Below are 23334 nucleotides of genomic sequence, written 5' to 3'. Positions count from 1 at the left end.
TGACAACCCCCTCATTTGTTTTACACCCATAAGACGGCTGAAGGGAAAAATCGTTCAAACATTTTCAAAAAAAAATTTTATATTAAGCTTTCGGAAAGCGAGACCTAATATGTAAAAAATCTATCAACAAAAAAAATCCGGCAACTAACTGCCGGACATTTTTAAAAGCCATATTAAAGAATCCTGAAAATGAATGGGATTCGATATTCCTGTCCTTCATACGCTTTTATTGCACCTACTATGGTAAATACCATCGCTAAAATCCCGATGATCCATAACATGAAGATCCCAATCAACAGGATGACAAGAATTCCGCTGACGATGCCATAAATAGTATAAGAAATAAAGAAGTTCATATATTCCCTTCCATGGTAATCAATATAGCTGGAATCATCCTTTTTAATCAGCCAGATAATCAGCGGCCCAAGAAATGCAGTAAAAAAGCTTATAACATAAATGCCTGCTGCAATAAGTCTTTCATCATTTTTCGGCATTGTCTTTCTCCCTCCAATACTCTTATAGTTAAATTTACGGAGAAGGTGTAAAAAAGTTTCATAATTAGCGTATTTTTTCTTTATAATGAAAAATAATGTGTACTTTTTACACCCTTGATCCATGCCAGTGTGCAAAAAAATAAATACAGGATAGGATGGAAAATGAACAGGATACTACTTAGGAATGCGAATGTAATGCCAATTACCTCTGAGCCAAGCTCAAATTGTGATGTTCTCATAGAGGATGGAATAATAAGCAAAATCGAAACTGATATTGCGATTGAGCCTGGTGACGAGCTTATTGAGTGCGATAATAACTTTTTGCTGCCAGGCTTCATCGATGTCCATACTCATCTCGGCCTTTATGATGAAGGTACAGGCTGGGCCGGAAATGATGCCAACGAAACGATTGAACCGATGAGTCCCCATGTTCGGGCGATTGACGGTGTTTACCCGCTCGATCCCGCATTTGGCGATGCCCTTAAATATGGTATAACCACTGCACATGTTATGCCAGGGAGTGCGAATGTAATTGGGGGAACGACATCTGTCATTAAAACGGCTGGAAAAAACATTAAGAATATGATCATTCAGGAAACAGCAGGACTTAAAATTGCTCTGGGTGAGAACCCAAAACGAATCCATAGTATGGGGAATAAAGATTCCATCACCCGAATGGGAATCATGGGGATGCTGAGGGAAGCTTTTTACGAGGCGATGAATGCCGAAAATCCTGACTCCTTGAGGATTAAGCCGATCATTAAAGCATTGAACAGGGAAATCCCTGTCCGGATCCATGCACATCGAGCAGATGATATCATGTCTGCGATCAGGTTTGCGGATGAATTCAACCTGGATTTGCGAATTGAGCATTGTACGGAAGGCCACTTGATTGCAGAAGAGCTGGCAGGCCTTAATTTGAAAGTTTCGGTAGGTCCAACACTTACCCGCCGCTCTAAGGTGGAACTTAAGAATAAGAGCTGGAAAACCTATCAGGAACTGACTGACCATGGTGTTGAAGTATCTGTCACGACTGATCACCCATACACCCCCATCCAGTACTTAAATCTTTGTGCGTCCATCGCAGTAAGGGAAGGATTATCCGAACAAAAAGCACTCGAAGGAATTACAATTTTGCCAGCAAGGAATCTGCGGGTTGATGATCGTGTCGGCAGTATCGAGCATGGGAAAGATGCTGATCTGGTCCTTTGGAACCAACATCCATTCCACTTCAGCGCAAAGCCAATGTGGACAATGGTCAATGGTAAGATCGTTTATCAAAATTAGTCGAAATCCGGTGTAGATTCTTGCCAAAAAAACACAGAAAAAAAGGGTGAAAAACCTATTTTCTTTTTTGAAAATATCCTGTATTATACTCTTTGGAAATAAAATTTCATAAAGCAAAGTGATTAGGGAAGGCAAATGGTGCGCCACCAGTATCCTGGTTCTAGTGGGTTCGATTCCCACCCCGAAATTTTTTAGCAACTTACAAAAAATTTCGAGGGTGGCCGTGCAGTTACATTCGCACGAGATAGGACTGCCCTGCATGGAGGGATACAAAATGCTCAAGAAACGCGATCTGCATGATTGCCATGAATTATTTGAGCTGATGGCGCATCCGGAGGTCTTCCCTTTTGTGCGCCAGAAGGCACATTCATATGAAGAATTCGTATTTGTCACAAAGCAAACAATTGAAGCCGAAGAGCAAGGGGAACTGATTTCCCGTACCATCCTTGATGAGTGGGGAGCTCCAATCGGCACGATCAATCTTTTTGATATCCAGGAAGGAGCCGGATTCTTAGGTACATGGCTCGGGAAACCATTCCATGGAAAAGGGTACAATACATTGGCCAAGGATGCTTTCTTCCAGGAATTATTTTATGAACTAGGGATCGAAACGATTTTTATGCGCATCAGGAAAGTGAATATCCGTTCCATTAAAGCGGCAGAAAAACTGCCTTTTGTAGTAAAAGCGAACGAAACGCGCAAGCACATTTATGACCAGTTAAATGCTAATGGAGAGATTTACGATTTATATGAAATTCCAAAAGATCAATATACTCTATACCTGAAACGGTCTGGCATCCAGGAAGAGGGAGCTGCCCAATTGCTGGAGGCATAATTTAATACCATATAAAAACGCCCTGAAAAATGAACAGGGCGTTTTCTAATGGAGCAGATCCTGCCCTGTTTCTTCTTCCCGTTCCGATAAGGAAGCTTCAGACAGGAATTTTTCTAGTTCGGCATCTGTCATTGTTTCATACCGTCCATCCTCAAAGAAAACCTGCGTCTGGTTTGGGTTTATCCTATTCATGTTAAACCCTATTCCCATTTTAACCACCCCCGCTCGATTAAACTAAATACTAATAATAATTAGATAATTCCATTCATTTTTATTGCTAATTGCTAGTAGTTTTCCCATCCTGTTTCATGTTATTCAATCAGGTTTTATTCATTAACTTTCAGCATATTGATAGCCCGTTTCAAAAAAAAAAAAAAAACGCCAGCTGGCGTTTTTGCGGTCCATTCTATGGATTTTCACGAAAAGCTTTTCCCAGCACATCTTTTCCTCCTGTAATAGGGATGATACTGCCGGTTATGAAACTTGAATCATCATTCGCAAGGAAGCTTATAACTCTCGATATATCCTCCCCGGTCCCCGGTCTGCCTACCGGTACTGAAGTGTCGATGGAGTCTAAGGATTCGCTGATTGCTCTCTCTTTCCACTCCCCTGTAATGTCACCGGGACAGACCATATTGGCAGTAATCCCGTTTTCCGCTTCTTCCAGTGCGAGTGTCTTTGTCAAAGAAGCTAATCCTGACTTTGCTGCCGCGAAAGCAGACCTGTAAATCCACCCGGGAGCCGACTCGACTCTGTCGAAACCAACTGTAATGATTCTTCCCCACTTCCGTTCCCTCATCGATGGTATTAGCAAATTAGATAAATAGAAAACTGCATTTAAGTTGCCATTAATTAAGTAACTCCATTCATCAACATGATAATCAGCCATTTTTTTCCTTTCAGAAATGTATGGTCCTGCATTATGAACGACTATATCAACCGCAGTGAATTCCTTCAAGGCCTGCGATACAATTTTCTTACAGTCATCATAGATGGTGATATCTCCCTGAACACAAAGATTCTTTGTGTTGAACCGATTCGATAATTCTTCAGCAAGCTGTTCAGCCTCTGTTTTACTGTTACGATAATTAATAATTATATTTGTTCCTTCGGCAGCAAGCTGCAGTGCTGTTCGCCTTCCTAAACCGGTGGCACCTCCGGTAATCAAAGCAGTTTTATTTTCCACAACTGTACCCCTCATCTTCGTTAGATTGCTTATCCCTATACTAAAAAGAAGTTAGCTGTTTTGCAACTTTTAACCTTTATACACACACACCAAGTGGACTTTAACCGCTGGGCCGGTGCCTGCATATAATATTCATATCGAAGATGGTCTGCTTGAAAGGCGGGATATAATTGTTTCCTTGGAATCTATTGCCGTTTGATCGAAATACACAGAAAAAGTTTTTGGAAATGAAACCAGATGAAATCGAAAATTATGTCCAGCAAATGATGGGCAAAATGCTCCAGCCAAATATGCAAGGGATGTTAAAGCCTGAAGAATGGCTCAAAGGGATGCAGCAGCAACCTCCATCTGAACCAGCCAAACCGAACACTGGACTAAAAGCGGAAATGTTTGAAACTCATGATTTTGTTTTTGTAAGGATACCGCTAAAAGATGAAGACCTGTTAAAACAAATGAAACTGTTCTATACCTCGAACCAGGTAATCATTGAACACATTCCTGATCTATCAGATAAACACACACTAGTATTGCCAGCAACCGTCAAGCGTAAGGGAGCAGCAGCAAACTACCGGGATGGTGTTCTGGAACTAAGACTGCAAAAAATTGTTGATATGCAATATGCTGAAATCGACATTTCAACCTGATCATCCTAAAAACTTGGATTTTTTCATGGAATGTTGGCTTTTGAACATTTCGTGTTCGCATTACATCTGGAAGAAATCAAGAAGCGACCAGACAGGAATCGGCATACACCCCAATATTGTTTACGAAAAATAAAAAAAGAACAGCCTGATGGCTGCTCTTTTCAATTTATTATTTTCCAATGAACATTTGTGTCCAGTAGTTGCCTGTTGCCACATGGCCTACACCAATGTGTGTATAGCTTGAGTTTAAGATATTCGCACGATGGCCGGAACTGTTCATCCATGCATTTACAACTTCTTCTGGAGTACGCTGACCCATAGCAATGTTTTCACCAGCTGAACGGTATGATATTCCAAACTTCTTCATCATATCGAAAGGTGAACCATAAGTTGGGCTAGTGTGGCTGAAGTAGCCTTTGTTTTGCATATCGCGGGATTTTTCCCTCGCTACTTTGCTTAGCTCAGTATCAAGCGCAAGTGGCTTTAAACCATTCTTGGCTCTCTCCTGATTTGTCAACTCTACCACTTTTTGCTCGTAAGCGCTAACAGCTGAAGAGACCGGTGCTGAAGCAGGTTCTTGAGCAGGGGCTTTAGCTGGCTCCTGTACTGGTGCTGGTGCTGGTGCTGGTGTTGGTGCTTTTACAGGCTCTTGTACGTTTGTTGGCGCAGTAGTTTTTACAGGCTCCTGGACGTTAGGTTTGGCTTGCTGAGCCTGTTTCCAAGAAAATTGATAGTTCTTAAAATACTTTTGTAAAATAGAATTGATTTGTTCATTACTTAAGTTACCACTCTGATAATAGTAAACTTTTGACTGTATAGTAGATGCATTTGCTTTATCCATAGCTGGATTTGCTGCGAATAATGCTGCGGCTGCAAAGGCTGTAAGAATCATTTTCTTCTTCATTCCCGAATTCCTCCCGAAATTTTAGTTTATCTCTCTCTTGCAAACTAATCATATCATGGGTTTTTTGTAATAAACCTGGAATAAAACGGGAAAACTATTATTCATATAATAATATTTTCGCTGAATATTTTCCTTGAGCCCAAAAATTCAGGAATACAAAGGCTTTCAATGAAGTTTTACATGGTTTATTTTAATTGCAGTATTTTCCTGATTACTTTCATAAATACCACCTGGACCACAAATAGGAAAAATAAAATTATTGACAGTTTTTGTGATAGTCATGGTTCATGACATTTTTTTCACTTATATGACAATCATTAAAATATGTTACACGGTATAGGGCAATGCTCAATCCATACTTCAATTAGCCTATGAAAGTAATTTGCATGAAAAAAAGCGGCAATCGCCGCTTTCCCTTAATGTCCACTCTCTTCATGAGCTTCTGTATCATTTTCATCCATATCTTCCTTTTCAGTGGATTTCTCATTTTCCTCTGGCTCACTTGGACTGCCGACCACAAATTCAATCTTTGGCATGTTATGCATCCTCCGTGCTGTAACGTGAGCAATAATATAATAGGTTCCTTCTTCACCAAAGGATTTCTTCAAGCGATAAATCCCGCTTTCATCGTGTTCCACAACTAACTTTTCATGTTCCTCTGCCTGTGAACGCCAGATTTCAAATTTCACCTCGTCGGCATCCTCTACTTCTTCTGTACCATAAGTAACCTTAGCTTCGAAAGTGACTTCTTCATTTAATTGAGCCTTTTCCGGATTTACTTTAAGCTGAACATCCAGAAATTGCGGTTCATCCTCTACTTCCTGTTGTGCACAAGCTGTCGCTAAAAATCCCATTAATACTGTCATTAATAAAAGCAAAAATCGTTTCATTCAATAAACCCCTTAAAATAATAATGTTGTATAACCTATAAGATTTATAAGTCGAAAGGTCGAGCTAACTGCATGAACAATCATTTAGAAAAAAGAAATCAAGCACCAAACTTTATAATTCCAAGGCCGGAAAATAGAGTTCGATAGTCGTTCCTTCTCCTAGCTCACTTGCTATCTCCATTTTACCATCATGCAGCTTGACTAATTTATCAACAATAGCCAGACCAAGTCCAGTACCACCATCGGCCCTCGATCTAGCCTTATTCACTCTATAAAAGCGCTCAGTTAGCTTGTTGACATCCTCTTCCGGGATTCCAATTCCAGTGTCTTTAATTTCAACTTTACATCCATAGGAATGCTTGGAAAGTATGACAGAAATCCTGCCGCCACTCTCTGTATAGCGAATCGAATTATCGATGATATTCTGGAAGATCTGTTCAAGTCTTCCTTCATCTCCGTTAATGATAATATCTGGATCAAGTTCAAGTGTTAAGCTGATATTCTTTTCTTTCAACGCTGGACCATATTTGATAATAAAATCCTCAATGAGCTGTGCCAATGGAAAAGGATTTTTTATTAAACGATATTCATCCGCATCCAGTCTCGATAAATCGAGAAGATCTTCTACGAGCTTTACCATCCTGCCAGATTCTCTGTTAATAAGCTTTAAATATTTATTTTTTTCATTATTTTCTTTTATCATTCCTGTTTCGAGTGCTTCGCTATATCCCTTTATATAGCTGATTGGAGTCCTGAGTTCATGAGATACATCCGCGAGGAATTCCCTCTTTTTCTCATCCTCTCTCTGAACAGACTCAGACATATGATTGAAGGCTTTAGCAAGCTGACCAATTTCATCATCTGACTTGATGTTAACACGCGCAGAGTAATCTCCTCCAGATACTCTTTCGGCTGCATCCTTCATGGCAGCAAGAGGCCTGGTAAGCCTGTGAAGCATTTTAAACCCTAGGAATGCGGCAATGATAATGAATAATACTCCGCCTATAAGCCATAAAAAGGAGAAATCAACAGTTAACTCGGATATTTTAGCAAGGGGAACATATAAATATATAATTCCTTCGAGTCGGTTATTATCAAGGAGTGGTATTGCCACAGCAAGGATTTTCCTGCCAAACCTTTCTTCAAATCCTGATTTCATGACTGGTTCACCTTTTAAAAGCAGTTCACGGTCTTCCTTTCCAATCAATGTTTCATAATCAATTGAATAAGGGAGGCAGGCGCTCAACTCTTTTGGGTTACTGACAAGAAAAACCTCAGATTCTGATTTCTCATTATACCAATCAACTCGCTGCCTCATTTCATCGGTTAATGGACCGCCTTTATAGTCACTGGCAAGGCGGTTCCCTTCTTCTATAAGTGACTCTTCAACTATGTCGACATAGAGCTTTTCATAAAATAGATAGGATAAAAAAAAGGAATACAATACGGTCACCAGGATTGTAGCTGTGACCGTCAGCCAGAGTTTTTTAAACAGGCTGTCTGAAAATGAGATCATGTTGCCGGCACCTCGAATTTATATCCTACACCCCAAATAGTTTGAATATAGTCTTCTGTCCCCAATTTCATCCTCAACGTCTTGATGTGGGTATCGACTGTCCTCAAGCTGCCATGGTAATCCATACCCCACACAAATTCAAGAAGCTGCTCCCTGCTTAGGGCCTGGCCCTGGTGCTGAACCAGAAAAACGAGCAACTCAAACTCTTTGAGGGTAAGCGTGACAATTTCACCTTCGACACTGACCCTTCTTCCCTTTTTATCGATGTTAATCTTGCCTAGTGTCACTGTGTCTTCATCATTCTTGACAAAAGATGTTCTTCTTAACAATGCATTGATTCTGGCTACAAGTTCTCCCGGGCTGAAAGGCTTGACTATATAATCATCTCCTCCCAGCTGGAGCCCTCTAACTTTATCCCATTCTTCGCCTTTAGCTGATAAAAAGATAATCGGTACTTGTGAAAAGGTACGTATCTTTTCACAAACGGCAAAGCCATCTTCAAAAGGCATCATAATATCAAGAATTACGAGGTCAAAATCTTCTTCATGCAGTTTTCTCAATCCTTCTGCTCCATTTGCAGCATGGACACACCTAAATCCAGAGTTTTCGAGATACATTTGGACAAGATTGCGCATATCCTCTTCATCGTCTATGATTAAAACATTTATGGGATTCATCCTATTATCTCTCCCTAGTCACTATTTGGAATGGCCCGTTGCCAACTTCAAGCGTTTTTTCAATTGACAAGCTGTCCGGGTCGATTATATATACCTCGTTGCTGTCATAACCAGCAACAATAAGCTTATTCGCAAAAAAGTCAATTTCGAACGGATTCGCACCTACCTTTATCGAACCCTTCTTTGATCCGTCCTCTGCTAATTTATAAAGCATATTAGAGCCATGGCTCAGGACAAATATATCATCTTCATCCTTGGTGAAATCCACAGGCATGACAGGAGCAGAAATCTCTTTTTTCAAACGGCCATTATTAAGGTCGTAAATGTGTATCCGCTCCTCAACTTCAGTTCCTTTTCCATGTCCCCCGATCCATAGCTCACCTTTTTCCCTGCATATTAACGCACCGGCTGCAGCTGGGTGAATCTTAAACCCTGGAAGCCGCTCTTTATTTTCCAAATCCACTATGCTAAGCATTTCTTGTTTATAACTGATTGCATAAAGGTTTTTTTCAGCCTCAAGAAGTGTCAACGGCTCTTTTTCTACCTTGACTTCATCCACTTCTGTTCCATCTATATCAAAAAAACGCACACTGTCTCTTTCCTGGTCAGCAAAGGCTATTTCGGTCCCATCTCCGACTAATAATGCGTTCACTATTCCCTCTCCTGTTTTCCAGGAATCAATCTTCTTCCCTTTGCTTAATGAATATAAGTCTGTCGTATCCACTGCCTTTCCATAAAGCAATATTGTATCCTTGTCAGGCAGGATCAGACCTCCAATGTACGGGCGGTCAACATTCCAGTCAGGTAACTTTTCATCTTTTTCCATGTCATAGAATGAAATTGTCATTTCCTTGATGTTTATCGTAGAAATAAAAGAAGAATCTCCTGGTATGGGCTCAAAAGATTTCAAAGAGCAGGCAGATAAAAAAACAGTCAAAGTCGTTGCGGCAATTACTAAAATCTGCTTCATTATTTACTCCTTTTCTCTCACAAGTATCTCACAATATTATATCTCTAATTTGTGATAATTCTATGAAATCGAACTACCCAAGTAAAAAGAAAAAACTTGCCGCCCGAGGAGACAAGTCATAAGTATGTATATTGTCATTTTGTCATTAATGCCTTTTTTACGGCTATTTCTTTCAATTCTTCTGCAAGCACTTCCAGCTCCCATGGGCTATCTGATTCAATAAAAAGCTCATTAGGTTTCACGCTGATTTTAAAAAAAGAATCATGAAAACCACCAGTGAACTCAATTTGACCCAGGGATATTATGCAACGATGGTCGTCTTCCTCAACCCAGCATCCCTTAACAAGCAAGTCATGGATACCTTCGACATGAACATTTTCACTAACAAGTTCCAACTCCACGCGGCTTAAACCAGACATCAGAATTCCTCCTTGTTACTAATTGTCGAAATTTTCTCTTCATTCTTAGTGTACGAATAAAGCAACGCACAAGCAAGCATATTTCGACATTTCCTGGAAAAACCCTTCTCGATATTCAACTTGGCTAGCCAATAATATACTTACTTTCAACCAGCCTTACTTCAAAAAAAGAGAGACGGCTTCCGCCATCTCCCTTTTGGTTTTATTCTGTTGGACCCTGCCAAGCCATCATGCCGCCCTGCATGTTGATCACATTATAGCCATAGTAGTCCAGGAATTGTGTTGCCCTGGAGCTGCGGCCGCCTGAACGGCAGACCAATACATAAGTCTTGCTCTTGTCTAACTCATTCATCCTGAATTCTAGCAGACCTAATGGAATATGAATTGCTCCCGGAATTTTCCCTTGTGCTACTTCATTTACTTCACGAACATCAACAACTTCAAATTCATTGGAGCCCAGTCCATTTTGCACTTCTGTTGGTGTCATCTGACGCATTTCAATTTCCTCCTTATTATTACCAGGCACTCATGCCGCCCTTTACATTTGTCACACTTTTAAATCCAGCCTTCTGCAACAACTTGCTTGCCTGGCTGCTGCGCATACCGCTCTGGCAAATAACGACTACATCTTTATCCTGGGAAAGTTCTCCAGTGCGGTTACCAAGCTGCTGCAACGGGATGTTCTTAAACCCTTTGATATGGTTTCCTTTATATTCTCCTGGAGTCCTAACATCGACGTATTGCACCCCAGCCTTCTTTGCTTTCATCATTTCACCTAATTGTGCTGTCGTGATTTGATTTACTCCCTTAGTTGGAGCGAAGCGGCTCCATAAGAAAGCTGCTGCAAGGACAACGATTAATACATTAATTACTACATCCATCCATATGCACCTCTTTTTCTCGAATTTTAGAAAGTCATGATTTAGCAGGGATGGAAGCTTGCACAGCCCATATACCCATATGGGTATTTTAAGTGACGAAAATCAACTTGTCAAGAACAGAAATTCATTATTTTCTGCTCTTAACAAGCAATTCTACAGCATCATTTACAGCCTGGGATGTTTCTCTTCCTTCTTGTAAATCGCTGATCAGGCATTGTTCAAGATTTTTGCTGACAATCAAAGCAACGGTTCGGTCAACCGCAGAGCGGATTGCCGATAATTGTGTTACAACCGACTTGCATTCTTCCTGCTCTTCAATCAGCCGGATGCTTCCCCTTACCTGTCCTTCGATTCTTTTCAAACGATTGACTATCTCTTTATTGTACTCCACCTTGCCACCTCCTATTGTGATGGTCCAGTAATTGTATATCCTTTAACATTGTAACCATATTTCTTTAGCAATCTTGCTCCGAAATTCTTTTCCAATTCATTTGAGGCAATGATGACGATATGCCTGTCTGGAATTTCTTTTATATACCTTTTCAAATATCCACAAGGAATATTAATAGCGCCATTTACTGGATTTTTCGCAGAATCCTGATAATCTCTAAGATCGACAAAAACCGCATCCTTTTCATAGTCCTTTACCTCCGGGAGATTCCTGACTGGAACATAACGGTTGAAAACCAAGGTAACTAAAAGGAGACTGATGATTAAAGTTGTGAGCAACTACTCTTCACCTCTCGTTATAACTTGTTCATTACTGAACTTATAATATAGATACTATACCATGATGGGTATAAAAGCAATAGTTATAGATTATATTTTTTGGCATTTTTTTTACCAAGCAAAAAAAGAAGGAAGAATTCCTTCCCTCTTTAAACATTCTATAGCATCTTGATATGGTACACACTGCCAATTATACTTGTGATGCGGTCCATGTTAATTGTTTTTTGCAGATGCGTTTAGGTACCTTCCCTGGTTGAAGCGGTGTCCCATGGTATTTATTTTCCAACTTCTCCCTTAATTGCCTCAGCCAATTCCATATGCAACTGTATTAACATCATTTTACTGTCACTTTCCAAAGAGGCTTCCAGGATCCTTTTTGTGGAAAGGTAGTATTTTTCCATTAATGTCCTTCTTGCTCTTGGATGGGAGTTTTCATCCTTCAATTCTCTATAGATAGCTTCTTTAAGTATGTCTTCTGGTAACTGTTCAGAATGAAGTTTCCGGTTGTTCCATATGGTCCTGTATTCTTCAAGTAACTTTTCATAATCCTTTGCTGCCATCATGTAGCCTCCTGAATAAACCTAACATAATCAAACCCTCACTAGTATATTTACATAATTCAGGCTGACAATGCAAAAAATAAGTTAAATTACTTTAAAGGAGAATAACTATGAGCAAACCGTATCGATGCCCTAACTGCAAGACAAACAGGACTAGATTCAATATGATTTCCCAAGTTCCCCAGCCTGTAAAACTGAACCCTCAATCCGGTGAAATTGTGGAGCAATATTCAAATGACCAGCTTGAGCCTTTTCATCTTCCATACAAAGGTCCAGAACTGAAAATCCAGTGTGCTGCCTGTGGACTTGTTGAGGATGAAAAGACATTTGCCAAGTTTGGCGAAAGTTAACAATAGCCAAGCCGTTAGGACCACTTATCATATTGCAGAATATAAAAAGCTTGAGATAATTCTCAAGCTTTTTCAATTGCTTACCTTTATTCCGGCTTCCTCAAAAAACTTTATTGAATCCACTCTCCATTGTTCATTAGGCATGAACCTCACCAGGAGGACTTCACCTGTAAAGGTCTTGCCGCCAATCTCTTTTAGCTGCAAATTAACCTCGACAGGAACAGTAAGGCTTATCTGATCTCCCACATCTTCACCAGGCAGTACCTCCATCCGTGAAATCCTGATATTTTCGATTTTGTACAGAATCTTCCCCCACTCAAGGTTTTGCAGTGAGACCAAAGAGACGATATCACGGTCCTGCTGCTTCAATCCGGCAATATACGCATTTACCAGGTCGTAAGGGTCAGTTTGTTCCAAATATTTCTCAAGTTTTCCTGCTGATTTCAGGATCATAAGTTTATGGGAAAGATCCATGAAACTTGTCCGGTGCGTTGTGCTTCCATAAAAATGGATGCAAAAATGACCTGGAAAGTTATTCTTCAAAGCTCCTCCGCCATGTGGCATTCCATGCATTGAAGCTGCGATTTTCCCATCTTCCGAGATGACGATAATCGCCCTCCGTTTCCAGCTCCACTTCCCATTATAAATCTTCTTCATGATTGCAGTATCTTTTGGTGATAATGGCTGGACATCTGCATGGTTGCTTCCTGCCCTCCTTTGGACTCGGAATTTCATGCCTGTTTCAAGATCGACAACTGTGAACTTGCTATACCTTGGCAAAGTTTTATTAACCTCTTCCCACTGTATCATTTTGATCTGGTCTGTTTTTGGAGTCTTCCCGGCTTTTATGTTATACCCTGTGGAGGCAAGGAGAACAATTGTCAATATAATAACTTTTATTGTTTGCATATTAATCCTCTCTTTTTCACTCGGGTTTAATCTATCTTTTCAACTGCACAGAATAATGCTTCATGAAAGTTTTTGCTTTTTTGCTTGCTACTATTCAGCTTGCCTCCCTTACGAGCAAACAAAAAACCCAGCAGAGCTGGGCAACTTCAATCATCTTTATGATTTTTAACATGTTCCCTTGCTTTGTCGATTGCAATGGGAATTGCCTTTCCATCGTGATAATGTTCTTCCTGGATAAGCGCATTTGCTATTTCAATAGCCTTTTCACGGACATCTGGGTCCAGGTTTTTCATTGAAGCTGGATAATCATTCTCTGTCCAAGGCAAATGAATCATCCTTTCGATCAAAGATATACATCTTTACCCTTTTCCAGAAATTGAAAACGCGACTTACTTTTCCAGTTCCATCAGCTGCTGTTCAAGCAGGCTCCAGTCTGTTACCTGGCCGATGAATACGAGATTTAGCGGCAGTTTCATATATTCCTTCATATACAATGGCATCCCGTATGAGTACTGGAACAGGTCTGGGTATTGTGAATGGTCAAATAATACATACCCTTTTATCCGGTATATCGAATCCGGCAGCGCCCTCAAAAAATCCTCAAAACCTTTCTGGCTGATCGCTCCGCCAAATTGATGCACAAACGTGCTTAGCCTCAAATCAGACTGAACATGAGCCCCAGAACTTTTAGCTTTTTCAGTATGAGCCAATCCTTCCAGCAGTTTCATGGGCATTTTCGAATAGGTACTTAAAATACATTTAGCTTGAGGGTTGAGTCCCTGGATGTCCAAATTAACTTTTGCCTGCTCTGCTTCATTGAGCAAGTCTGATTTATTGACGATGATCAGATCCGCATGCTTCACTTGTTCAAGCAAGAGCTGATGCACCTGAGGGTCTAGCGTTGTCCTGTTGAGCCACTGCTGGCCATCAACTGTTGTAATGATCCCCTTGATTGCAAGCTTTTCGGCAAATAATGGGGAAAGGACAGCATCCAATACCTCTACCGGATGTGCGGCGCCTGTGGTCTCTATATAAATCGCATCGAGATCATGATCAAATAATAATCCCTGAATCTGAGATTCGAGTTTGTCCTGGATTGTGCAGCAGATGCATCCTCCCAAAAGCTCTTTTAAAGGAACATCTGTGTCAACAGCATCCGAATCGATCGAAACACTGCCAAGCTCATTCATCATAACGGCAATGGTGCGTCCGTTATCTTTTTCATGTTGTAAAATTTGCTTAAGTAATGTCGTTTTACCGGTACCAAGGAAACCGGACAAAATGTAAACCTCTGTTTTTTTCATTTTACATCCGCCTATCTTCTATGTAATATGGAAAATCTCCAGCAAAAGCTGGAGATCCTTTTTATTTATTCATTTCCTGCTTCAACACTTCTATCGCTTTCTGAATTTGCGGGTCTTCATTTTTAATCTGTTCGCGCAAAGCATTCATTAATTCGATCGTTGAGCTGCCTTTAAGGATACCCGTTTCTTCCAGTTCTTTTGATTTTTGGAATGCTATCACAGCTTCCTTTGTTTTTTCATCATAAAAACCGTCTTCGCGGCCTGGATCAAATCCAAGAGCTTTGAGCATTTTTTGTGCGGCCTTGACCTGTTCGGATGCTGTTGATTCCTTCAATTCGGTTTCCGGATCGATAAATGGTAATGATGCGTATTCAGGCATGGATACTTCATGGTCCGGCTTTATGCCTTTCTTATGGATCCAATTGCCCTCGGGTGTCAACCATTTTTCTGTCGTCAACTTCATATTGGATCCGTCAGAAAAATCTTCAGCCCGCTGGACGGTCCCTTTGCCGAATGACTTTTCCCCGACAAGAGGCACTCCAGCAGATTCGCTGACTGCACCTGCCAGTATTTCGGATGCACTCGCACTCCCTTTATCAATGATGACCACTAAAGGAAGGTTATTCTTATTTTCGTTCTCTGATGCATACTTCTTTACATTGCCTGCACGGTCTTCAACCTGGAAAAGTATTTCTCCCTCAGGTACAAAGAGGCTGGAAATCTTTATTGCCTGATCCAGCAGTCCGCCTGGATTTTGGCGAAGGTCCAGAACTAGACCTTTCATCCCTTGTTTTTGCAGGTCATTCAATATATTCACCAGCTCATTTGCTGTGTTTTGCGAGAAATTTGTAATCTGGACTTTCGCTACTCCGTCGTCCAGCATTTCACCGTATACTGTTTCGATTGGTATAGTATCCCGGGTTATAGTAACGTCAACAGGTTTTTCCCCGCCCTGACGAAGAATCGACAGCTTTACGTCCGTCCCCTTTTCCCCTCTTATTAGAGCCACTGCTTCAGTTGTACTCATACCCTGAACGCTCTTTCCATCAACGGACATGATTTTATCCTCCGGTTGAAGGCCTGCTTTTTCCGCTGGAGAACCTTTCAAAGGAGTAACAATAAAAATGAATCCATCCCGCTCCTGTATTTCTGCTCCAATTCCCTCAAACGAGGAGGACAGACTCTGATGGAAATTCTTCGCGTCTTCCTGGCTCATATAATCCGAATAGGGATCATCCAGTGATTCAAGCATTCCATCTATCGCACCATTTATTAGCTTTTCCTGATCGACTTCCTCGAAATAGTCATTTTTCAAAGTATCATATGCGTCGTATAGCTTTGCAAATTCTTCTCTTTCCCTAATTACCTGCACCGCTGGCTTGTCCTCGCCGAAAGCAAGTGCAAAGGTAGTGATACCTGCTGTTAAAAAGACTAGAAAAAACAACAGCATTGCAAAGTGGAACTTTTTTATCCGAAGAAAACTATTCTTGGTTTCTGTTTCTGTTGCCTTATTTTGGCCCTCAAGCTCTTCTTTGTTTTCTTCATTCATATTTTGCTGATCCAACCCTTTCACCACTTTCCAATCAAGCTTAAAATCCTTAATGATTAGGATAACATTTTTACTGTAAAATTAACAGAAAAATAGGTATTGCAAAAAGAGGGGTCCCAAAACTCTTGGGACACCCTCTTTTTAGGTGGCTGTGAAAAGTTTGGTCTCCACCCAGCCAATCAGAATTTCTCTCTTAGATTACTCTACATCGTACCCTTGATCTTCAACGGCTTCCTTCATTTTGCTGACTTCTGCTTTTGAAGCATCATATTCGACTTCAGCTTTTCCTTCTGAAAGCGAAACGACGACGCTAGCCACTCCGTCTACACCCATCAAAGCGTTCTTAACTGCCTTTTCGCAGTGTCCGCAAGTCATGCCTGATACATTTAAAGTTGTTTTTTCCATTTAAATCTTCCTCTCTTTTCTAAAATTTATAACTTAATCCGCTTCAAACGAAGGGAATTAGTCACTACTGAAACTGAACTGAAAGCCATAGCTGCTCCTGCCAGCCATGGAGCCAGGAGACCCATGGCAGCAATCGGGATTCCCGCTGAGTTGTATGCAAGAGCCCAGAATAAGTTTTGGCGGATGTTTTGCATCGTTTTTTTACTTAAAGAGATTGCCTTAGGAATCAGGGTCAATTCCCCGCCAAGAATGGTAACGTCTGCAGCCTCGATGGCAACATCTGTCCCAGTTCCGATGGCGATGCCGATATCAGCAAGCGCCAGAGCTGGTGCGTCATTGATGCCGTCCCCTACCATCGCGACTTTTTTGCCTTTTAACTGAAGTTCTTTGACATGGTTCGCCTTTTCTTCAGGGAGTACTTCAGCAATTACATTGTCTACTCCAACCTGGGCTGCAATTGCTTTAGCTGTGCGCGTATTGTCACCAGTAAGCATATATACTTCAATACCCATTGATTTAAGCTCTTCAATCGCCGTTTTCGCAGTTTCTTTAACTGTATCGGCAACTGCGACAATTCCAGCCACCTGATTGTTGACCGCAATCATCATCGCAGTCTTGCCTTCAGTCTCCAGTCTTTCAAGCCGGTCTTCAAATCGAGCGAATTCAATACCTTCATTATTCATTAGCTTTCTGGTTCCGACAAAGACTTTTTCCCCATTGATGGTTGCAGCAATTCCGTGTCCCGGTATCGCCGAGAACTCATCCATTGATAATACTTCTATATTTCTTGCGTTGCCGTATTCCACGATAGCTTCTGCAAGAGGATGCTCTGAAGCCTTTTCGGCAGATACTAAATATTTCAGGACCTTCTCCTCGTCACCGAAGAATTCAAGATCGGTTACGCTAGGTTTCCCTTTAGTAATTGTTCCCGTTTTATCAAGAACAATAGCATCAATCTTGTGAGTGGCTTCCAAGTGCTCTCCGCCTTTAAAAAGAATTCCATTTTCGGCACCCTTTCCTGTTCCGACCATGATGGAGGTTGGAGTTGCGAGGCCAAGTGCACAAGGGCAGGCAATAACGAGCACGGCAATGGCTGTTTCAAGGGCTGATGCAAAGTCGCCAGGAGTGATGACAAAATACCAGACAAGGAATGTAACGATTGCAATTGCGACAACAATCGGAACGAAAATTCCGGAAATCTGATCTGCCACACGCTGGATTGGAGCTTTGCTCCCTTGAGCGTCCTCGACTACCTTAATGATTCCTGCCAGGGCCGTGTCTTTACCGACCTTTGTTGCAGTCATCGTCAGAGTACCATTTTTATTGATGGTAGCACCGATCAAAGTATCGCCTGCTGCTTTTTCAACCGGAATTGATTCCCCAGTGATCATCGCTTCATCAACAGCCGACTGGCCGGATACGACCTTGCCATCGACAGGAATCTTCTCACCTGGTTTAACGATGATCGTATCATTTACCTTTACTTCTTCAATCGGGATTTTAATCTCCTCGCCATCCCTGATAACAGTCGCCTCTTTGGCCTGCAGGCTTAGAAGCTTGGAAATCGCTTCAGTCGTGCGTCCTTTTGCAAGTGCCTCAAACAGTTTCCCAACAAGGATCAATGTAATCAGGACAGCACTGGTTTCAAAATATAAATGCGGCATATAATCTGGATTACCAATTGTTTTTATAGCTTCTGCAAGACTATAAAAATACGCAGCGGATGTACCAAGTGCCACCAGGACATCCATATTTGCACTCTTGTTCTTAAGTGATTTATAGGCACCTACATAAAATTGCCCGCCAATCCAAAATTGGACCGGAGTTGCCAATAACAGCTGGAACCATGGATTCATCAACAGGTGCGGCATTGGCAGTCCCGTATCCCAGGGAGCATGGCCAATCATTGTATAAAGAAGCGGAAGTGACAAAAGGATGGATATAAATAACTTTCGTTTCTTTGCATTGATTTCCTCTTCTTTTTGCTGCGCCTTCGCTTCCCTCTGGACCTTCTCCTTCGCATCGTAACCAAGATCCTGTATTTTCGAAATGATTTTATCTGCTGAAAGGACAGCACTATTAAACTCAACTGAAGCCGATTCGGTTGCAAGGTTAACGGTTGCCGAGACCATTCCGTCCATTTTGTTGAGCACCTTTTCAATCCTTGTGGAACAAGCTGCACATGTCATACCGAAAACATCCAAATCCATTTTTTCGTTTCGGACACCGTACCCCAAATCGTTTATTTTTTTAAATATATCATCAGGTTCAATTTTTTCAGATTCATATGTGACTGAGGCATTTTCCATTGCCAGGTTTACAGTTGCCTCGACGCCATCCATTTTATTAAGGACCTTTTCAATCCTTGTGGAACAAGAGGCACATGTCATACCCGTTATGTCGACAGTCATTTGTTCTTTCATCGTCTACACCCCGTTTCATTCGAACTGTTCCTTCCATCTCCAATATTTACTATACCCCTGTATAGTATATTATTCAACAATAAAGTTTGTGTTTTTTTCTATTTTACTCCTAAATGTGTATATAACAGTTAAAAATGTCACATTTATTATTTGATGCCACAGTTTAAAAAGAATTTTATATAGAATAAGCAAAAAACCTGGCCAACAAGCCAGGCTTTCCCTTATATCTTCCTTACATTCTCAAAATACTCTTCCAGTGTCCAATCATTTTCATACATCTCCGTTGCTGCCTTTATTCCCACATACCTGAAATGCCATGGTTCATACATATAGCCTGTTAAATCTTCTTTACCCTTTGGGTATCTGAGGATAAACCCGTATTCATGGGCATTGTGGGCAAGCCACACTCCTTCTTTTGTTGTTCCAAATTGTTCATTCAGATTAAAATTATTGGTTTTGCTGGAAATATCCATCGACAAGCCTGTCTGGTGTTCGCTGCTTCCTGGTCTCGCAACTGCCTGAAGGGCCTTGTCCTCCCCAACCTTATTGACCTCTGCGTTGAAAAGGTTTTCCTGGCGCCCATATGATCGGTATCCGGAAACGGCAGCAAGTTCAATTCCATCCTTCCTTGCGCCGGCAAACATTTCTTCCAATGCTGCTGCAGCTTCTTCCCTCATAAGACTCTTTTCAAGCTTGGCCTCTCCAAAAGAGAAGGGAACATTCGGTCGAACCAAGTCGGCCGGGATATAATGATCTGGCAACCCAAAAATCTTATTGACAAGCGCTAAAGTATTCTGCGGATTCTGGATGACATTCTTTCCGTCTGAATTCTGGACTACATTGAAGTACGCAGCTTCGAGTGTCAATTCGTCTTCTGCTGGCTTGTCCTCTATAGGAGGGTTGTTTTCCGCGTTCTGTTCGGGTTGATTTACCTCAGCCGGCTGATCATCGTGATCATCTTGTCCAACTAATTTATCTCCCAAATAAGGAATTTTTTCAAGATATGGCTCAACCTTTGCACATCCTGCCAAAAAAATCGGCAATGCGATTATCAGTATTAGTTTTTTCATCATTTCCACCAATCTTCAACATTTTAAAGCAATAACACCATTCTAACATTTTTCAGCAAACTTTCGAATGGCCTTTTTTCCCATTAGCCTTGCTAATCATTATGCCTGTTATTGAAATGTGCAAACTTCTTGTCTCTGGGTAGTAGACATTTTTAGGATCACTCTGTGCTTTAAATGTCCTTTGAACGCAAGTTCTTAGACATTTTGGCTTCCATCTTGGCTTGAAATGTCCATTAAACACTGGTTCTTAGACATTTTGGCTTCCATCTTGGCTTGAAATGTCCATTAAACACTGGTTCTTAGACATTTTGGCTTCCTTCTTGGCTCGAAATGTCCATTAAACACTGGTTCTTAGACATTTTGGCTTCCATCTTGGCTTGAAATGTCCATTAAACACTGGTTCTTAGACATTTTGGCTTCCTTCTTGGCTTGAAATGTCCATTAAACACTGGTTCTTAGACATTTTGGCTTCCATCTTGGCTCGAAATGTCCATTAAACACTGGTTTTTAGACATTTTGGCTTCCATCCTGGCTTGAAATGTCCATTAAACACTGGTTCTTAGACATTTTGGCTTCCATCTTGGCTCGAAATGTCCATTAAACACTGGTTTTTAGACATTTCGGCTTCCATCTTGGCTTGAAATGTCCATTAAACGCTGGTCTTACTTCAATATGAATTGCTCATAATTAAGAATCTACACGAAAAAACCCTTTCCACAAAGGAAAGGGTTTTCAAATAATTATTCTTTGATTGCCGCTTCAAGCGCAACCTCGATCATGTCGTTGAATGTTGTTTGGCGTTCTTCTGCAGTGGTCTCTTCACCAGTCAGGATATGGTCGCTGACTGTTAGGATTGAAAGGGCCCTGCGATCATATTTAGCAGCCAGGGTGTATAGAGCTGTTGTTTCCATTTCAACAGCAAGAATCTGGTATTGTGCCCACTTTTCTAATTCTGCATTATCATTGTAGAACTGGTCCGCAGTGAAAACATTACCGACTTTAAGGTTCAAACCTTTTTCAAGGCCTGTATTATACGCTTTATATAATAAATCAAAGTTTGCTGTCGGAGCAAAATCCACTCCGCCGAAAGTGAGGCGATTCATCTGTGAATCGGTTGAAGAGCTCATAGCCAGAATTACGTCGCGTACTTTGACATCCTTTTGGATTGCTCCGCATGTACCTACGCGAATCAGGTTTTGGACATTATAGCTATTCATCAATTCATTGATATAAATTGAAATGGAAGGAACCCCCATGCCTGTCCCCTGTACAGAAACTCTTTTACCTTTATATGTTCCTGTGTAGCCAAACATATTTCTGACTTCATTATATAACTTCGCATCTTCAAGGAATGTTTCCGCAATGTATTTCGCCCTTAATGGATCACCAGGCAGCAAAACCGTTTCTGCGATTTCATTTTCTTTAGCACCAATATGTACACTCATTTAAAATCCTCCATCCTATAGGTTGCTACCTCAAAACTATACCACAATATAGTTAAGCAGGAAAATCTTCAGTTTCATGACAATTTTGTATACGGGCAAGCTAAAAATAGCTTTACCAAAGGTGAAAGAAAAAATCCGCTGCACCAGTTATATAAAAATAAACGAAAAAGAAGGTATGAAGCAATGGGCAAGAAACACCGCAACCGAATCAATTCACCAAAGAAAAACAATCATATCCCTCCTGAAGCAATCGTTGCTGAACAGGAAGCTCACGGCAAAGAATTTTCAGCTACAGGAAGAAAGAAACAAGGATAACAAAAATGGTCTTTTCTTACAAAAGAGTCACCTTTGCGAAGAAAAATAGGGCATTCAATCCTATTTTGTAGTCAATAGCAACAAAGTTTGAGAAAAGAGCCTAACAAAAAGACGATGAAGCAGTTTGCTTCATCGTCTGTACCTGCTTATTAGCAAAAACGCTCGATCGTGTTCTGTAATTTCTGCTTCAAAGACGGAAGGTCAGATACATGGATATTCATTCTTACATATGTTTCATCCATCCCCATGGCTTCTGACAAGAAGCCTCCAAGCCCTCTCGCCCTCCGGTCAACTTGCATCAAGACCTCAATTTCGTTCTCGCTGACTGGATAGAAAATTACTTCTAATTCATCCAACCGTCCTCTAAAGGTACCTGATGATGGCACAAATTCAAACTCCTGGACAAATGGCAGATTTCTGCGGAGATGTCTTGGCGCTTGCTCACACTCAGCTTCCCTCAAACGGAAGCCAAGATCGCTTATAGAGTTAAACACCCCATGCATCAATTGATTGGGCACTACCGTCAGAAAATCTTTATCGCTTGGATCCACTGCATTTTTGATATCAAGCCCAGTTGACACCCAAACCTTCGTCCTGCCCATTGATAATGGCATTTCCATAGGAAGCCTGAATGAGAATGGGATCTCCTTTATTTCATTCTCTTTGATTACGAATGACTGCGTCAGCTTGAATCGGTCAATCTGGGCTGTGGCAGTATACTTTTTGTCATCCGCTTCTTTTATATATGTTGTATGTAAACTCAAATAGATGTCATCGATGTTCTGCTCCGTGTTGCCCCCGCGAATTTCTACAATTCCACTTACTTCTTCTCCAGGCATCACCCGGTCCTTTTCTAGCTTTGTATCGACCTTAGCTGCTCCAATGCCGACACTGGCAAAAACCTTATTAAATAATGACATGTCCCTTGCCTCCCTGATTTCACATTTTTCTTTCATATAGATGTATACGTTTATAAATTGAGAGAGTTTCACAGAGAAGTGATTTTTTTTAAAAATAAGACTATGTTAATATTCCATGCCAGCTTTTTAGTTTGGTATGAGAATTTATAAGCGGAAAATTTCCGGCTATTGTATATAGAGAACGCTTCGAAGCAGAAATAGGAGGAGATATTCCGGTTAAATGCTAAAAATAAGCCAAAATCAAACGGTTGGGATGAAATAACCGGAAAAACAACCCTTATTTTAATGGAATTAAGGGCCGTTTCCAATTTAAGCGGAATTTTTCCGTTTATTTTTCAAGATCTGTTAAATCAACATTCTTTTATAACTAAGCGTAATATAAAAAGGCAGATTCCCAAAGAATCTGCCATAACTGTGTAAACCTTACCTAGTCTATATCTTCTTCCTCATCGATGATGCATTTTTCGATCAGATATTCAAAAGTGATATCTGCCATTTCTTCAAGCTCTTCCTCTGTGGGAACGTATCCCCTTTTTAAAAGTTCATGAAAGAAAAATTCAGCAATCTCCTCTGTATCGATTATAACCTCAATCTCTTTCACAGATTCGCCCCCCTTTATTCCAAATGTATGTGAAGAACCTATGTTTAATGC

The 23334-nt window shown here is 40.9% G+C and carries 29 protein-coding genes; 5 read left to right on the top strand and 24 right to left on the bottom strand.

Annotated features, from left to right (window positions below):
* Positions 1-173 precede the first annotated feature (173 nt).
* On the bottom strand, positions 174-494 hold the full coding sequence (locus J7E35_RS15745) for a DUF4870 domain-containing protein (RefSeq protein ID WP_214781263.1): 321 nt from the start codon (positions 492-494) through the stop codon (positions 174-176).
* A gap of 162 nt (positions 495-656) precedes the next feature.
* Here J7E35_RS15745 and J7E35_RS15740 point away from each other — a divergent pair, with 162 nt between their 5' ends.
* Both J7E35_RS15740 and J7E35_RS15735 read left to right on the top strand, forming a co-directional pair.
* On the top strand, positions 657-1781 hold the full coding sequence (locus tag J7E35_RS15740) for an amidohydrolase (RefSeq protein ID WP_214781261.1): 1125 nt from the start codon (positions 657-659) through the stop codon (positions 1779-1781).
* Between the two features lie 274 nt (positions 1782-2055).
* The gene (locus tag J7E35_RS15735) at positions 2056-2616 is read left to right on the top strand and encodes a GNAT family N-acetyltransferase (protein ID WP_214781259.1); all 561 of its coding nucleotides are present in this window, start codon (positions 2056-2058) and stop codon (positions 2614-2616) included.
* A 45-nt stretch (positions 2617-2661) separates the two neighbouring features.
* On the opposite strand, the gene J7E35_RS15730 is transcribed toward J7E35_RS15735, so the two are convergent.
* Positions 2662-2808, bottom strand: a complete 147-nt coding sequence (locus J7E35_RS15730; protein WP_214781583.1) for a hypothetical protein — start codon at positions 2806-2808, stop codon at positions 2662-2664.
* Between the two features lie 214 nt (positions 2809-3022).
* On the bottom strand, positions 3023-3802 hold the full coding sequence (locus J7E35_RS15725; protein ID WP_214781257.1) for an SDR family oxidoreductase: 780 nt from the start codon (positions 3800-3802) through the stop codon (positions 3023-3025).
* Positions 3803-3972: 170 nt separating this feature from the next.
* Between J7E35_RS15725 and J7E35_RS15720 the strand changes: the two genes are divergently transcribed.
* Entirely contained in the window at positions 3973-4446 is a 474-nt protein-coding gene (locus J7E35_RS15720; RefSeq protein WP_214781255.1) for an Hsp20/alpha crystallin family protein, read from the top strand.
* Between the two features lie 169 nt (positions 4447-4615).
* Here the strand turns inward: J7E35_RS15720 and J7E35_RS15715 are convergent, their stop codons facing one another.
* The 11 genes from J7E35_RS15715 to J7E35_RS15665 all read right to left on the bottom strand — a co-directional run bounded on the left by J7E35_RS15715 (position 4616) and on the right by J7E35_RS15665 (position 11992).
* Positions 4616-5350, bottom strand: coding sequence for a CAP domain-containing protein (locus J7E35_RS15715; protein ID WP_214781253.1), 735 nt, complete (start codon positions 5348-5350; stop codon positions 4616-4618).
* A gap of 416 nt (positions 5351-5766) precedes the next feature.
* On the bottom strand, positions 5767-6240 hold the full coding sequence (locus tag J7E35_RS15710; RefSeq protein ID WP_214781251.1) for a FixH family protein: 474 nt from the start codon (positions 6238-6240) through the stop codon (positions 5767-5769).
* A 112-nt stretch (positions 6241-6352) separates the two neighbouring features.
* Positions 6353-7756 (bottom strand): sensor histidine kinase, encoded by a 1404-nt coding sequence (locus J7E35_RS15705; RefSeq protein WP_214781249.1) that lies wholly within the window; start codon positions 7754-7756, stop codon positions 6353-6355.
* The gene (locus J7E35_RS15700) at positions 7753-8433 is read right to left on the bottom strand and encodes a response regulator transcription factor (RefSeq protein WP_214781247.1); all 681 of its coding nucleotides are present in this window, start codon (positions 8431-8433) and stop codon (positions 7753-7755) included. Before J7E35_RS15700 ends, J7E35_RS15705 begins: the two co-directional genes overlap by 4 nt.
* Positions 8434-8437: 4 nt before the next feature.
* Entirely contained in the window at positions 8438-9403 is a 966-nt protein-coding gene (locus J7E35_RS15695; RefSeq protein ID WP_214781245.1) for a YncE family protein, read from the bottom strand.
* A 134-nt stretch (positions 9404-9537) separates the two neighbouring features.
* Positions 9538-9822 carry a hypothetical protein gene (locus J7E35_RS15690; protein ID WP_214781243.1) on the bottom strand — a complete coding sequence of 95 codons (285 nt, stop codon included), beginning with the start codon at positions 9820-9822 and terminating at the stop codon, positions 9538-9540.
* Between the two features lie 202 nt (positions 9823-10024).
* On the bottom strand, positions 10025-10318 hold the full coding sequence (locus J7E35_RS15685) for a rhodanese-like domain-containing protein (RefSeq protein WP_214781241.1): 294 nt from the start codon (positions 10316-10318) through the stop codon (positions 10025-10027).
* 19 nt (positions 10319-10337) lie between these two features.
* Positions 10338-10703, bottom strand: a complete 366-nt coding sequence (locus tag J7E35_RS15680; protein ID WP_214781239.1) for a rhodanese-like domain-containing protein — start codon at positions 10701-10703, stop codon at positions 10338-10340.
* A gap of 127 nt (positions 10704-10830) precedes the next feature.
* Complete coding sequence (locus tag J7E35_RS15675; RefSeq protein WP_214781237.1) at positions 10831-11094, bottom strand: metal-sensitive transcriptional regulator; 264 nt, start codon at positions 11092-11094, stop codon at positions 10831-10833.
* Between the two features lie 11 nt (positions 11095-11105).
* Complete coding sequence (locus J7E35_RS15670) at positions 11106-11432, bottom strand: rhodanese-like domain-containing protein (RefSeq protein WP_214781235.1); 327 nt, start codon at positions 11430-11432, stop codon at positions 11106-11108.
* 275 nt (positions 11433-11707) lie between these two features.
* Positions 11708-11992, bottom strand: coding sequence for a hypothetical protein (locus tag J7E35_RS15665; RefSeq protein ID WP_214781233.1), 285 nt, complete (start codon positions 11990-11992; stop codon positions 11708-11710).
* 110 nt (positions 11993-12102) lie between these two features.
* Here J7E35_RS15665 and J7E35_RS15660 point away from each other — a divergent pair, with 110 nt between their 5' ends.
* Positions 12103-12342 carry a hypothetical protein gene (locus J7E35_RS15660; RefSeq protein WP_023627701.1) on the top strand — a complete coding sequence of 80 codons (240 nt, stop codon included), beginning with the start codon at positions 12103-12105 and terminating at the stop codon, positions 12340-12342.
* Between the two features lie 72 nt (positions 12343-12414).
* Here the strand turns inward: J7E35_RS15660 and J7E35_RS15655 are convergent, their stop codons facing one another.
* From J7E35_RS15655 to deoD, 8 genes are all read right to left on the bottom strand, one after another.
* Positions 12415-13251: a hypothetical protein gene (locus J7E35_RS15655; RefSeq protein WP_214781230.1), complete on the bottom strand. Its 837-nt coding sequence runs from the start codon at positions 13249-13251 to the stop codon at positions 12415-12417.
* A gap of 146 nt (positions 13252-13397) precedes the next feature.
* Positions 13398-13577 carry a DUF2188 domain-containing protein gene (locus J7E35_RS15650; RefSeq protein WP_214781228.1) on the bottom strand — a complete coding sequence of 60 codons (180 nt, stop codon included), beginning with the start codon at positions 13575-13577 and terminating at the stop codon, positions 13398-13400.
* Between the two features lie 63 nt (positions 13578-13640).
* Positions 13641-14555, bottom strand: coding sequence for a CobW family GTP-binding protein (locus J7E35_RS15645; protein WP_214781226.1), 915 nt, complete (start codon positions 14553-14555; stop codon positions 13641-13643).
* A gap of 61 nt (positions 14556-14616) precedes the next feature.
* The gene (locus J7E35_RS15640) at positions 14617-16104 is read right to left on the bottom strand and encodes a lmo1851 family serine protease (RefSeq protein ID WP_214781556.1); all 1488 of its coding nucleotides are present in this window, start codon (positions 16102-16104) and stop codon (positions 14617-14619) included.
* 198 nt (positions 16105-16302) lie between these two features.
* Positions 16303-16509, bottom strand: a complete 207-nt coding sequence (gene copZ / locus J7E35_RS15635) for a copper chaperone CopZ (RefSeq protein ID WP_102263227.1) — start codon at positions 16507-16509, stop codon at positions 16303-16305.
* Positions 16510-16535: 26 nt separating this feature from the next.
* Positions 16536-18932 (bottom strand): heavy metal translocating P-type ATPase, encoded by a 2397-nt coding sequence (locus J7E35_RS15630; RefSeq protein WP_214781224.1) that lies wholly within the window; start codon positions 18930-18932, stop codon positions 16536-16538.
* Positions 18933-19153: 221 nt separating this feature from the next.
* Positions 19154-20002 carry a M15 family metallopeptidase gene (locus tag J7E35_RS15625; protein ID WP_214781223.1) on the bottom strand — a complete coding sequence of 283 codons (849 nt, stop codon included), beginning with the start codon at positions 20000-20002 and terminating at the stop codon, positions 19154-19156.
* Positions 20003-20742: 740 nt separating this feature from the next.
* Positions 20743-21447, bottom strand: coding sequence for a purine-nucleoside phosphorylase (deoD, locus tag J7E35_RS15620; RefSeq protein WP_214781221.1), 705 nt, complete (start codon positions 21445-21447; stop codon positions 20743-20745).
* A gap of 183 nt (positions 21448-21630) precedes the next feature.
* On the opposite strand from deoD, the gene J7E35_RS23525 reads away from it, so the two are divergent.
* A complete protein-coding gene (locus tag J7E35_RS23525) occupies positions 21631-21762 on the top strand; it encodes a hypothetical protein (RefSeq protein ID WP_285289116.1) in 132 nt (43 codons plus the stop codon).
* A gap of 149 nt (positions 21763-21911) precedes the next feature.
* On the opposite strand, the gene J7E35_RS15615 is transcribed toward J7E35_RS23525, so the two are convergent.
* On the bottom strand, positions 21912-22682 hold the full coding sequence (locus J7E35_RS15615; protein WP_214781219.1) for a sporulation protein: 771 nt from the start codon (positions 22680-22682) through the stop codon (positions 21912-21914).
* A 427-nt stretch (positions 22683-23109) separates the two neighbouring features.
* Positions 23110-23283, bottom strand: coding sequence for a YozD family protein (locus tag J7E35_RS15610; protein WP_214781217.1), 174 nt, complete (start codon positions 23281-23283; stop codon positions 23110-23112).
* Positions 23284-23334: the final 51 nt, after the last annotated feature.

Source organism: Bacillus sp. ISL-45 (assembly GCF_018613195.1).
Classification (GTDB): Bacteria; Bacillota; Bacilli; order Bacillales; family Cytobacillaceae; genus Mesobacillus.
The sequence above is the reverse complement of the archived record's forward strand: the minus strand, read 5'-3'. Positions and strand labels throughout refer to the sequence as shown.

What these genes read in the sequence shown, in the direction of transcription:
- J7E35_RS15740 (WP_214781261.1), top strand. Translation starts at nt 657, where the DNA reads ATGAACAGGATACTACTTAGGAATGCGAATGTAATGCCAATTACCTCT.
- J7E35_RS15730 (WP_214781583.1), bottom strand. Translation starts at nt 2,808, where the DNA reads ATGAATAGGATAAACCCAAACCAGACGCAGGTTTTCTTTGAGGATGGA.
- J7E35_RS15715 (WP_214781253.1), bottom strand. Translation starts at nt 5,350, where the DNA reads ATGAAGAAGAAAATGATTCTTACAGCCTTTGCAGCCGCAGCATTATTC.
- deoD (WP_214781221.1), bottom strand. Translation starts at nt 21,447, where the DNA reads ATGAGTGTACATATTGGTGCTAAAGAAAATGAAATCGCAGAAACGGTT.
- J7E35_RS15640 (WP_214781556.1), bottom strand. Translation starts at nt 16,104, where the DNA reads ATGAATGAAGAAAACAAAGAAGAGCTTGAGGGCCAAAATAAGGCAACA.
- J7E35_RS15660 (WP_023627701.1), top strand. Translation starts at nt 12,103, where the DNA reads ATGAGCAAACCGTATCGATGCCCTAACTGCAAGACAAACAGGACTAGA.
- J7E35_RS15665 (WP_214781233.1), bottom strand. Translation starts at nt 11,992, where the DNA reads ATGGCAGCAAAGGATTATGAAAAGTTACTTGAAGAATACAGGACCATA.
- J7E35_RS15630 (WP_214781224.1), bottom strand. Translation starts at nt 18,932, where the DNA reads ATGAAAGAACAAATGACTGTCGACATAACGGGTATGACATGTGCCTCT.
- J7E35_RS15745 (WP_214781263.1), bottom strand. Translation starts at nt 494, where the DNA reads ATGCCGAAAAATGATGAAAGACTTATTGCAGCAGGCATTTATGTTATA.
- J7E35_RS15645 (WP_214781226.1), bottom strand. Translation starts at nt 14,555, where the DNA reads ATGAAAAAAACAGAGGTTTACATTTTGTCCGGTTTCCTTGGTACCGGT.
- J7E35_RS15685 (WP_214781241.1), bottom strand. Translation starts at nt 10,318, where the DNA reads ATGCGTCAGATGACACCAACAGAAGTGCAAAATGGACTGGGCTCCAAT.
- J7E35_RS15700 (WP_214781247.1), bottom strand. Translation starts at nt 8,433, where the DNA reads ATGAATCCCATAAATGTTTTAATCATAGACGATGAAGAGGATATGCGC.
- J7E35_RS15625 (WP_214781223.1), bottom strand. Translation starts at nt 20,002, where the DNA reads ATGAAAAAACTAATACTGATAATCGCATTGCCGATTTTTTTGGCAGGA.
- J7E35_RS15705 (WP_214781249.1), bottom strand. Translation starts at nt 7,756, where the DNA reads ATGATCTCATTTTCAGACAGCCTGTTTAAAAAACTCTGGCTGACGGTC.
- J7E35_RS15735 (WP_214781259.1), top strand. Translation starts at nt 2,056, where the DNA reads ATGCTCAAGAAACGCGATCTGCATGATTGCCATGAATTATTTGAGCTG.
- J7E35_RS15690 (WP_214781243.1), bottom strand. Translation starts at nt 9,822, where the DNA reads ATGTCTGGTTTAAGCCGCGTGGAGTTGGAACTTGTTAGTGAAAATGTT.
- J7E35_RS15615 (WP_214781219.1), bottom strand. Translation starts at nt 22,682, where the DNA reads ATGTCATTATTTAATAAGGTTTTTGCCAGTGTCGGCATTGGAGCAGCT.
- J7E35_RS15655 (WP_214781230.1), bottom strand. Translation starts at nt 13,251, where the DNA reads ATGCAAACAATAAAAGTTATTATATTGACAATTGTTCTCCTTGCCTCC.
- J7E35_RS23525 (WP_285289116.1), top strand. Translation starts at nt 21,631, where the DNA reads ATGGGCAAGAAACACCGCAACCGAATCAATTCACCAAAGAAAAACAAT.
- J7E35_RS15710 (WP_214781251.1), bottom strand. Translation starts at nt 6,240, where the DNA reads ATGAAACGATTTTTGCTTTTATTAATGACAGTATTAATGGGATTTTTA.
- copZ (WP_102263227.1), bottom strand. Translation starts at nt 16,509, where the DNA reads ATGGAAAAAACAACTTTAAATGTATCAGGCATGACTTGCGGACACTGC.
- J7E35_RS15680 (WP_214781239.1), bottom strand. Translation starts at nt 10,703, where the DNA reads ATGGATGTAGTAATTAATGTATTAATCGTTGTCCTTGCAGCAGCTTTC.
- J7E35_RS15695 (WP_214781245.1), bottom strand. Translation starts at nt 9,403, where the DNA reads ATGAAGCAGATTTTAGTAATTGCCGCAACGACTTTGACTGTTTTTTTA.